Source organism: Candidatus Cyanaurora vandensis, assembly GCF_013285555.1.
Classification (GTDB): Bacteria; Cyanobacteriota; Cyanobacteriia; order Gloeobacterales; family Anthocerotibacteraceae; genus Cyanaurora; species Cyanaurora vandensis.
This window is the reverse complement of record NZ_JAAXLT010000024.1, coordinates 1-10,392: the sequence shown is the minus strand read 5'-3', so window position 1 is coordinate 10,392 and position 10,392 is coordinate 1. Positions and strand designations below refer to the sequence as shown.

The 10,392-nt window shown below is 53.4% G+C and carries 12 protein-coding genes, 1 tRNA gene and 1 pseudogene; 6 read left to right on the top strand and 8 right to left on the bottom strand.

The genetic code is table 11. The features are described from left to right. From HFM78_RS01795 to thyX, 3 genes and pseudogenes are all read left to right on the top strand, one after another. Positions 1-467: pseudogene (locus HFM78_RS01795) on the top strand (cyclic pyranopterin phosphate synthase MoaA); the annotation flags it as partial. A gap of 69 nt (positions 468-536) precedes the next feature. Then, positions 537-1,034, top strand: a complete 498-nt coding sequence (locus tag HFM78_RS01790; RefSeq protein ID WP_287127701.1) for a DNA recombination-mediator protein A — start codon at positions 537-539, stop codon at positions 1,032-1,034. A 2-nt stretch (positions 1,035-1,036) separates the two neighbouring features. Further along, on the top strand, positions 1,037-2,887 hold the full coding sequence (thyX, locus tag HFM78_RS01785) for an FAD-dependent thymidylate synthase (protein WP_287127700.1): 1,851 nt from the start codon (positions 1,037-1,039) through the stop codon (positions 2,885-2,887). Positions 2,888-2,894: 7 nt separating this feature from the next. Here thyX and HFM78_RS01780 read toward each other — a convergent pair whose 3' ends face one another. From HFM78_RS01780 to rpsJ, 6 genes are all read right to left on the bottom strand, one after another. Then, positions 2,895-3,458, bottom strand: a complete 564-nt coding sequence (locus HFM78_RS01780) for an HD domain-containing protein (RefSeq protein WP_287127699.1) — start codon at positions 3,456-3,458, stop codon at positions 2,895-2,897. Positions 3,459-3,527: 69 nt separating this feature from the next. Then, positions 3,528-3,611 (bottom strand) — tRNA-Leu (locus HFM78_RS01775). Between the two features lie 37 nt (positions 3,612-3,648). Continuing rightward, positions 3,649-3,963, bottom strand: a complete 315-nt coding sequence (locus HFM78_RS01770) for a hypothetical protein (protein ID WP_287127698.1) — start codon at positions 3,961-3,963, stop codon at positions 3,649-3,651. Positions 3,964-4,009: 46 nt separating this feature from the next. Beyond that, a complete protein-coding gene (locus tag HFM78_RS01765; protein WP_287127697.1) occupies positions 4,010-4,696 on the bottom strand; it encodes an HAD family hydrolase in 687 nt (228 codons plus the stop codon). A gap of 67 nt (positions 4,697-4,763) precedes the next feature. Next, positions 4,764-5,318 (bottom strand): hypothetical protein, encoded by a 555-nt coding sequence (locus HFM78_RS01760; RefSeq protein WP_287127696.1) that lies wholly within the window; start codon positions 5,316-5,318, stop codon positions 4,764-4,766. Continuing rightward, complete coding sequence (gene rpsJ / locus HFM78_RS01755) at positions 5,319-5,633, bottom strand: 30S ribosomal protein S10 (RefSeq protein WP_287127695.1); 315 nt, start codon at positions 5,631-5,633, stop codon at positions 5,319-5,321. Positions 5,634-5,735: 102 nt separating this feature from the next. Here rpsJ and HFM78_RS01750 point away from each other — a divergent pair, with 102 nt between their 5' ends. Beyond that, complete coding sequence (locus HFM78_RS01750) at positions 5,736-6,401, top strand: SDR family oxidoreductase (RefSeq protein ID WP_287127694.1); 666 nt, start codon at positions 5,736-5,738, stop codon at positions 6,399-6,401. 1 nt (position 6,402) lies between these two features. Here HFM78_RS01750 and HFM78_RS01745 read toward each other — a convergent pair whose 3' ends face one another. Then, positions 6,403-6,903 (bottom strand): hypothetical protein, encoded by a 501-nt coding sequence (locus tag HFM78_RS01745; RefSeq protein ID WP_287127693.1) that lies wholly within the window; start codon positions 6,901-6,903, stop codon positions 6,403-6,405. Between the two features lie 93 nt (positions 6,904-6,996). Between HFM78_RS01745 and HFM78_RS01740 the strand changes: the two genes are divergently transcribed. Next, a complete protein-coding gene (locus HFM78_RS01740) occupies positions 6,997-7,602 on the top strand; it encodes an alpha/beta hydrolase (RefSeq protein WP_287127692.1) in 606 nt (201 codons plus the stop codon). Between the two features lie 86 nt (positions 7,603-7,688). Beyond that, positions 7,689-9,485, top strand: coding sequence for a translational GTPase TypA (gene typA, locus HFM78_RS01735; protein WP_287127691.1), 1,797 nt, complete (start codon positions 7,689-7,691; stop codon positions 9,483-9,485). Between the two features lie 98 nt (positions 9,486-9,583). Here typA and HFM78_RS01730 read toward each other — a convergent pair whose 3' ends face one another. Continuing rightward, on the bottom strand, positions 9,584-10,366 hold the full coding sequence (locus HFM78_RS01730) for an ABC transporter permease (RefSeq protein ID WP_287127702.1): 783 nt from the start codon (positions 10,364-10,366) through the stop codon (positions 9,584-9,586). Positions 10,367-10,392 lie beyond the last annotated feature (26 nt).

Below are 10,392 nucleotides of genomic sequence, written 5' to 3'. Positions count from 1 at the left end.
TGACCCTGGAACGAGCTTGGCACGTGCGCTTCATTGAATTCATGCCAATTGGCAATACTGGGTACTTTGACCAAGTGGGTTGGGTCAGTTCCGAACAAATCCGCGCTCAGTTGCGGGCACATTTCGGATTGACGACGGGAGCTTGTTTCGGCAACGGGCCAGCGGAGGTCTTCCAGCTACCGGGAGCCAAGGGGACCGTGGGTTTTATCTCTCAGATGTCCGAATGTTTCTGTGACCGTTGTAACCGGGTCCGCCTCTCCGCCGATGGGCTGCTGCGTCCCTGTCTCTTGAATGAATCCGGGCAGGTAGACCTCAAAACACTCCTGCGTACCGGGGTACGGACTGAGCTAATTCAGCAACAAGTGACGGATTTACTGGTCCTCAAGCAGGACATTCATTTCAAGGAGCGCGACCGGGGGCACAGTACCGGGGCCTACGCCCGCACCATGTCTCAGATTGGCGGCTAGTCTAGTCAGTCGGTACCACTTCTGCTAACCTTAAAAAGCCAATCCGCAAGGATAAAAGGGAAGGGCTGTTTGACTCGCGCTGTTGCTGACATTGATATTTTTTTGCAAGAACTGATTACGATCCAGCAGACGGGTTCTCGACAAATTGCCCTCCTGGGGTCCCGTCATGTTCCTTGGACCCACCAACAACTCATTGAAATGCTGGGTTACGCACTGGCCTTAGTCGGCAACCGGATTCTGACCTCCGGCGCGACCGGGGCGAACCTCGCTGTAATCCGGGGTGCCCTCCGTGCCGATCCCAAACTTTTGACCGTCATCCTCCCCCAGAGCCTAGACCGCCAGCCCCGCGAGTCCCAAGAACAGCTAGAGAACGTGATGCAACTGGTGGAACACAGTGAACGCAATGACTTACCACTGGCGGAGGCGAGTCTGCTCTGTAACCAGGAGATCATCGCTAAATGCCAGCAGTTGATCTGTTTTGCCTTCCATGATTCCCACACGCTCCTCGCCGCTTGTGAACAGGCGGAGGAACAACGTAAAATTGTTACGCTTTTCTTCTTGGACTAGTGATGGCAGAAGATTTTAACCCCGCTAATCCCCTCGGTGACGGGATTAGCACAGTCCATCTAATTCAGCACGTGGGTGATGACCAGATGATTGCAGCGGCGGCGCGGGTCAGTCTAGCTGGGGACCTCCAGGAGCGGTCAGAGGAAGAGAATTACAAACTCATCAAATACTTACTCAAACACGAGCATGGTTCGCCCCTAGAACATAACCTCATTACCTATCGAGTTACCGCACCGCTTTATGTAGTCCAAGAGATGCTAAGACACAGGGCTGGCACCTGTTTAACGGGTGATGCCGAGATCACGTTTGTTAACTGCGGGAGAGAAACATCCCCGAGGCTACGTACAACTATTGGTGAGCTCTATCGTCAATGGACCCAAGGCCAAAAGGCCCACAATACAAAAAGTGGCTACCGCCCTATGAATTCTCGAATGAAGAAACGTCGTCTGCGTGTGCTAAACGAGGAAACAGGACTTTTTACAGTGGGGCATATTGCCGATATTACAGCGCAAGGGATACAACCTGTCTTCCAGGTCACGCTTGAAGATGGAAAAACACTGAAGATGACTTCCCACCATCGGGTTTTAACAGATGAGGGCTGGAAAAGACTTGATGATGCAGTTGGTCTGGAGATGCGGGGAGAAAAAGCCATCATGACGCGCCCTTGCTCTTTGATGGTCAACGGCGTTCCCATGGTTGGCGATGGGCGGTATCGAGATGCAGCATGGCTCCGCTCAATGCGTGAAAAGGAATCTTCTCTTCTGGAAATAGCAGATGCTGCTGGTTGTTCTATCCACACCATTAGCAAGTGGCTGAAAAAGCATAGCCTTTCTTTTACAGAAGCGGAGCGCGAATTTGCTAAGGGGAATACACCCTGGAATAGAGGGTGCAAGGGATATTCTCTAAAAATTTCTCCTGAAGGGCAAGAGAAACGAAGAACAGCCGTCCGCAATAGACCCAGAGAGAATAACTACTTTTGGCGTGGTGGTGTTACTGAAAAACGCGCTTTGATTGGGCAATGGACCACATCAATTGCAGCCCGTGTTCACGAGCGATTTCAGTGGGTATGCCAAGGGTGCAAGGTGCAGTCAGGCAAATTACATGCTCATCACATCATTCCTGTGTGGATGGACGAGAGTTTAGCGCGAGAAATAGATAATCTAATTTCCTTGTGTCATCCATGCCATCGTCTTGTCCACCGGACCCAAGCGTCAGAGATGGCCTTTGCTTCAGACCGGACTTCATTTGATTTCTCGGCAGTAGGCACAAGACCACGCCCCGGTTCAACAGTTCTTCGTGCCCATCCTAAGCGGGTGGTCAGGGTCGAATACGTAGGAGAGGAGGAAACCTATGATTTGGCAGTTGCAGGAGATTGGCATAACTTCGTCGCCAATGGGATTGTGGTTCACAACTCCTTCAATCAACAGTCAGGGAGATACATAAAAGTTAAGAACCAAGCCTATGTTCCCGTTGAATTTAGGGGACAGAGTAAGAGTAATCGTCAGGCTTCAGTTGTCCGCGATGATCTACCCCAGGCCCAGATTATTGAACTCTATGCTCAGCAAGTCCACGCCGCCTATCAAGTCTATGAAGAACTCCTCAACCTGGGGGTCTGTCGCGAACAGGCGCGGGGAGTTTTACCCCACTGCACCTATACCAGTCTTTATTTCACTGTGAATGTGCGCTCTCTATTACACTTCTTGGGCTTACGTTTGGCTCAAGAGGCCCAGTTTGAGATTCGTCAATATGCCCGGTCTTTCCAAGCTCTCGCTGAACCCTTATTTCCCCTGGTATTTCGGGCGATGGCTGAATTGGACCAAGCTCTGCCCGGGCCCTCAGCTCTTCAAAAATAAACTTTCGCTAGGTAGGCGTAGTCTGCAATTCAATCACAACACGCTCTAGTTCGGCAACACGACTACTGGCGGGAAGAACCTCCCGATAAATCGCCAGTAACTCGCGATAGAACCATAAGGTATCCTCGCGCCCGCCCTTAAAGCGTTCCCAAACTCCCGCTCCCTGCGCTCTCAGTGCAGACAGGAGGGTAGTGGCATTGTGGAATTTATCGGCAAGAGACACCCTAGCAACAGCCGGGGTTCCCGCTTGTAAATGCGCCAAGTACAAGAGTTTCCTGTCTTTCCAAGGCGGCTTGGGGGTGCAGTCGGACTCGGTACATGAGGCTACAATCGCGGCAACCTCATCGCCAAACTTGTCTCTAATCAGAGCTAAGGTAGGCTGTCCGCCTTGGTCCTCAACGGCATCATGGAGCAGGGCGGCAATGGCTTCATTCTCGTTCCCGCCATCTTCCAAGATCAAGGCAGAGACCGTGAGCAGATGAGAAATGTAAGGTCCGCCGCCTTTGCGTTGCTGATGTTGGTGCAGCCGGAAAGCTAAGACTAAAGCTTCTTGATATCGCTCAGTTAGCATTCTTGCTCCATTTGATGAATTTATTAACAACCCATAGATTAGCTTCGGCTGAGGCTGACACGCTGGAAATGGTGCGGACGGAGAGACTCGAACTCTCACGAATTGCTTCACTAGATCCTAAGTCTAGCGCGTCTACCATTCCGCCACGTCCGCAGGATGTAGCGTATCTGAAACTCTATAGTATCATGGCTCAGTTCTGGGAATTGCCGGGGCTGGGGAGTTGGCAGACGATGTAGCGCATCTCGTCGAGGAGGACCTGGAAGCGTTGGTCACTCTCTTTTTGTCGTTGCCAAAGGGCTACTTGCTCATTCTGGAGTAGCTCAAGCTGGGTCTGCTGACGTTGAATAATCGTGGTCAACTGCTCTAGCTGACTTTGTTGGTTCTGGACGAGGCCCAGGATTTGTTCTTGTTGCTGGACGACACGCTCGATAATCTGCTCTACGCGCTCTTGCCCCTGAAAAGGAGGAGCCAGCGCATCAGTCATAGTTTCCTGGGACCCGGACATAGATACTCCTCACCTAGGTGATGCAAGCGCGAACCACAAATGTAACCTAACCAGCATCGTGCAAAATCAAGTCCGCTGCCTCGCCTAGGTTAGCCACAATCTTCCAGGGGTCCAGGGCGCGTAACCGAGCTTCATTACGGATGCCACAGAGGACCCCCAGACTCGGGATGCCCAAGTGTTTAGCCGCCAGAATGTCCGCCTCGGTATCGCCGACCATGTAACACCGCTGGTGCTGATGTTTGGGGTAATGACGCGCTAAAAGGAGTTGTTTGTCGTGGACATCATTACTCTTGTGATAGTCGTTCGCGAGACAATAGCGCGACTCTGAAGGGAAGAATCGGGCTAGATCAAATTGTTCTAAGGTCGGCTCCAGTTCACGGGTACGGCGCATCGTGACTACAGTTAAGTCCACATCTGCTGCTTGGAGCCGGGTGAGATGGTGATACACGTCGGGTTGGACCCGGTCATGGGCAAAAAATGGGTCGGCGTGGACATGGCGACGGCGTAGGCGGACAAATTGCTCGGCTTGCTCCTCCGTCAACCCTGACTGGCGACCAATGGTCCGCTCGTTGACCTGAGCGCGTTTGCATTCCCAAAATTCTGCCTTACTCAGATAATTGAGGGGCTGTCCCGGCTCAGCCGCTTGGGGCAAGATAAAACAATAGACTTGAAAATATCGCTCGGATACATCCATCAAGGGACCGTCAAAGTCAGAAAATAAACAAACCTTCACGCACTCGCTCCCCGCGTTCTCCCCTCAGGGTATGACAAAAAACTGTAAATTGAGTAGGCAAAAATACTCAAAGAGCTTCACATTGGACCGTCGCTCGGCCCTGTCCCACCAAAGTCCGTGTCACGTCCTTGCCAGTATGGACTTCTAAGACCCCACTGACCTCCGTTGCAATCGTCAGGCTAAATTCATGCAGTTCTAACCGGAGTGTAACGGGATCAAAGGCAAGCCGGACCCGCTCAATCTCAAACAAGACCACCCGGCCCAACATCGTCACCTTTGCACTGAGGTGATAACCTCCAGCCGCCCGGGTGGGATCATAGCCAAACAAAAAATTACTGGCATTCAAACCGATGGGAATGCCGACTAGACGGAGATTGAGGCTCCCACCATGGAGGATTGTCCCCCGCCGATTCTGCCAGTCAACCCCGGTTGTCGTGTTTACAAACTGCAAAGTATCAGGTACCATCGCCCGCAACACTTTGAATCCGTAGGCAAACCCTGAGTGGGGCTCGGCGGTGTTCCGCACGGGGTTTTTCTCAGCCAGTTCAATGCCTGTCCCGTGCAGAGCCGCCAGATCCAGATTGATGCTCGTTGAGCCGCCCGTTACCCAGTAGGCGGTCATCTAGAGCTTGACCTGGATATCCACTCCCGAAGGTAGGTCCAGCTTCATCAGCGCGTCAATGGTTTTGGTGGAGGGCTGATAGATATCAATGATGCGCGAGTGGGTCCGCGACTCGAAATGCTCCCGTGAGTCTTTGTCAACGTGGGGCGAGCGCAGAACGCAGTAACGGCGGATGCGGGTCGGGAGGGGAATGGGGCCGATGGCGGCGGCGTTGGTACGATTGGCAGTTTCCACAATTTTGCCGCAGGAGGCATCAAGCAACTTGTGGTCAAAAGCCTGGAGCCGAATTCTAATTTTTTGCTGACCAAGAGCCATGGTAGAGAACTTAAAAAGACCTTTACAAGCTTACTGCACAACCCCTGGCTCTGAACAAACATTTACAGAAAGTACAATGGAGTAAAACCACAGGAAGCGGGTATGCAGACGTTGGTAGTAGGTGCCCAGGGCGAGACCGGGCGCAGGATCATCGAACAGTTGCAGTTACGGGGCATCCCCACCTGTGGGCTGGTGCGCTCGTCCGAGGGGGTGGAGTTGCTCAAGGCTCAGGAGATCCGGGCAGTAGTGGGGGATGTTTTGCAGCCCGCTACCCTGACAGCGGCTCTGCAAGGGGTAGAGGTTGTTTTTTGTGCAACCGGAGCGAGGCCCTTCAAGAGTAATCCCCAGGAAGTGGACTATCAGGGGACGCTCAATCTCGTGGACCAAGCCAAAGCCGCTGGGGTCGGGCATTTTATCCTTGTTTCTTCCCTGTGTGTGTCTCGGTTCTTCCATCCCCTCAACCTATTTGGCGGGGTCCTCTTCTGGAAACGACAGGCAGAGAAATATTTACAGCGCAGTGGACTCGCCTACACGATTGTGCGCCCCGGCGGTCTACAAAACCTGCCTCCCGACCAGCCGGGAGTCCTGATTCGTCAGGCAGATACCCTCTTTGAGGGACGGATTGACCGGGCGGATGTGGCCCGCGTCTGTATCGAGTCTGCCCTCGAACCCAGTGCCCGTCACAAGATCCTTGAGATTATCAACAATCCCGGCCCCGCCCCGATTCCTAGCCAAATTAGTCAGGTTCCCTTGGCCTTCACGCCTTAACTCAAAAAATCTGAATACTGCCCAAGAACATCCTGAAAGTATCCACCTGCTCTTCATTGGGCGGCTTGGGCCAATCGGCGTAGGCATAGACCAACTGTCCGGCCTCAGGAATCCCAATCCAACGCACCAACTGCCCAGAGGGATTGCTGAAACGGCACTCAGCCCCATTTTGACCATCTACTAAGAAGCGTTTATTGAGCCCCAGGGTGAGGCCCTTGGGGAAGAGGACGGTTTTAGCTTGGTTACAAAGTGCCTTGATCTGTTGGGCATCCATGGGCCGGACGGTGGTGAATTTACGGTCTAGTAAGGCTCCGGTATAGATCGTGACATGCTTATCCGGGGGCGTGAGCAGATAGTGGACCGTACTCCCCTTGGCCCCGAAACTGGTCTGGAAGTAGGGGGGCGGCACAAAGGAGATATTACTAACGGTATCGCGCACCCGACCCGCCGAGACGGGCAACCCGAGTCCTAACCCCACAAAAAGTACAAGCCAAGCCTTCATCAATGCCGTTCTCCACGTGATCCCTTATTAAGGAAGATCGCACACTCCCTCGGGACTGACAAGGGCGTTGCTGTCGTTCTTATAATTGTGGTTATGGAAGCTTTGACTTGGACTGAGTACAACCCCGCCCCCGACCCCAGCTACCTCTTGATTGCGCTGCACGGCATGGGCACCCACGGCGGCGACCTCGAACCCCTCGCCGAAGCCCTAGATTTACCGGGCGTACGTTATATTTTTCCCACGGCCCCATTTTTTATGGCGACTTGGGCTTACCAGTGGTACGACTTGAGCAAACCGGATCTGGATATTCCCGAGAGTGCTGAACGTCTTGTTCACCTGATCCAGCATCTCCAGAGTCTTTACGGACCTCTGCCCTTTATCCTGTTGGGTTTCTCGCAAGGGGCGGTGATGGCTCTGGAAGTGGGCTTGACCTTTCTACCGCGCCCCTTGGCCTTAGTTGCTCTGAGTGGCTACCTGAACCGACTACCGGATCTCCCGCCCCCGCCCCATCCGCCCCTCTTCGTGGGTCACGGGGTCCAGGACGGCATTGTCTCCGTCCGCTTCGGGCGCAATCTCCAGCAGGTCCTCCAAGAAGCAGGGTTAGTCTTGGATTATCAGGAATTCCCAGTTGGACACACGATTAGTCTGGAGATGGTCCAGGCTGTCCGTCAATTCCTGTTGCCGATTCTGGCTAGATAGGTCACTCGCCCCATGCCAAGTCTTGAAAAAATGCTAGAGTAGTTAGGGTTTTAAAGTTTTGTAAAGCCAGCCCTCTGCGGTGCATCATGACGGTTAACAAATCAATTCGCAACATCGCCATCATTGCCCACGTTGACCACGGCAAGACCACCTTGGTAGATGCCCTGCTCAAACAGTCCGGTATTTTCCGCGAGAACGAACACGTGGCGACCTGTGTCATGGACTCCAACGACTTGGAGCGCGAACGCGGGATCACGATTTTTTCTAAGAATGCCTCCGTGCATTACAAAGATTACTTAATCAACATCGTGGACACTCCCGGTCACGCCGACTTCGGTGGTGAGGTGGAGCGGGTCTTGGGGATGGTAGATGGTTGTCTACTGATTGTGGATGCCAATGAAGGCCCCATGCCCCAGACGCGCTTTGTTCTCAAAAAAGCCCTGGAGAAGGGCCTTAAGCCGATGGTCTTGGTCAACAAGATTGACCGTCCCCAAGCGGACCCCCACCGGGCCGTGGATAAGGTCTTGGACCTCTTCATTGAACTCGGGGCGGACGATGACCAGGCAGATTTCCCGGTCCTCTACGGCTCGGGTCTCGGTGGGTTTGCGATCACGGACCTAGAAGATGAGCGGGTGGACCTAATCCCCTTGTTTGAGGGCATCCTGCGCTACGTACCCGCGCCCATCGGCGATGCTGACAAGCCTTTTCAGCTGCAGATGACGACCCTGGATTACTCGGAATACCTGGGACGGCTCACGATTGGGCGTATCCATAACGGGACGGTCAAAAGCGGCGAGACCGTAGCTTGGATTCGGGAAGACGGGACGATCCAGCGCGGTAAAGTAGCGAAACTCTTGGGTTTCGAGGGCTTGGGCCGCGTGGAAATTCCCCAGGCGACAGCCGGGATGATTGTGGCGATTTCGGGCTTTGCCGATATCAACATTGGTGAGACCCTCGCCAGTATTGAGAATCCCCAAGCTCTGCCCCTGATCCGGGTCGATGAACCCACCCTCCAGATGACCTTCTCGGTCAACGACTCCCCCTTTGCGGGTCAAGAAGGGAAGTTCGTCACCTCGCGGCAGTTGCGCGACCGACTATTCCGGGAGCTGGAAACCAATATCTCGCTGCGGATTGAAGAAACCGATTCCCCGGACCAGTTTTTGGTCTCTGGGCGGGGCGAACTGCACTTGGGCATCTTGATTGAGACGATGCGCCGGGAAGGATTCGAGTTTCAGGTCTCCAAGCCCAAGGTTATCTTCCGGCAGGTGAACGGGCAGGTTTATGAGCCGTTCGAGATGTTGATCCTGGATGTCCCGGATTTCAGTTCGGGCTCCTGTATCGAGAACCTCGGCAAGCGGCGGGCCGAAATGCAAAATATGGTTGGCTTCGGCAATGGTCGGACTCAGCTTGAATTTGTGGTCCCGGCGCGGGGGTTGATTGGCTTTCGCTCAGAGTTCATCCGCTATACCAAGGGCGAAGGGGTCATGAACCACTCCTTCTTGGATTACCGCCCCTTCGCTGGGGAGATTGGCGGACTACGTTCAGGGGTGCTCATCTCCTTTGAAATGGGAGATGCCACCTACTACGCGCTCCAGGGAGCAGAGGAGCGGGGGGTCTTCTTCATCACGCCCGGTACCAAAGTTTATTCGGGGATGATTATTGGCGAACACACCCGCAACACCGACCTAGAACTCAACGTTTGCAAGGCCAAGAAGCTCACCAACATGCGTGCTGCTGGCGGCGATGAACTCGTCCACCTCAAGACCCCCATCATCATGAGTCTGGAACGCGCCTTGGAATACATTGGTGATGATGAACTGGTGGAAGTCACCCCCCAGTCCATCCGCCTCCGTAAACATAAGCTGCGTGTCGCTAAAAAGTAACAACTCAAGCAGACTCTTTCCCCCCTGTTCTAGGGGGGATTTCTTTGGTTAGGAAGCGCATGAGTCCCGACTTTTGTTAAATACATCCGGTTATATTTCTAACTCGATGCACTGGTATAAAACTTGAGCGCGAACCCCCAGAAGAACCGGGCAAACCCAAAAAGTCCCGCCGCCAATAATCCCGCCCCCAACAACCAGCCCCATTCCACTCGTCCCAGCAACGTCTCCGCCGGGATCGTTGTCAAAAAGGCCACCGGGATAATAAAAGTAAAAAAGAACCGATAGCCCACGGGATAGGCCACCATCGGGAATCGGCCTGCCTCCAGTAATCCGCGCAGGACCTCGGTGACATTGTAGATTTTGACAAACCAGATGCTCGTCGCTCCCAAAATAAACCAGAGACTATAGAGACTGATTAAACCAAACCCCAAGGGAATCAACGCCCACAGATAGTTCTCGGCCCCCAAACCCAACAACGTTCCCGCATAACCAATCACCAACAACCCAAAAATCACGTCCGGCAATCCCCAGGGCGAGAAGGTCCTAGTCGAGAGCCAGAACTGTGAACTAATGGGTTTCAACAATACAAAATCCAGTGTCCCTTCCTGGACATGTTCCACAATTCGGTTCAGATTCGGACTCAAAAATGTCCCCGAAAAACCCTGCAACAACGTGAAAAGCCCGAGAATAATCAATGCCTGTTCCCAGGACCAGCCCTCGAACTGATAGCCCGTCCGATAAAACAAAAACAACCCAAATAAACTCCCCGCCAAATTACCCAAACTTGTCAAGCAAGCAATTAGAAAGTTACTCCGGTACTCCAACTCTGCCTGGAGCGAGGCCCCCCAAAATAACTTCAATACCTGGAAGTACCGCCCCATCAAGCCCCCATCCCCGAATACTGTTT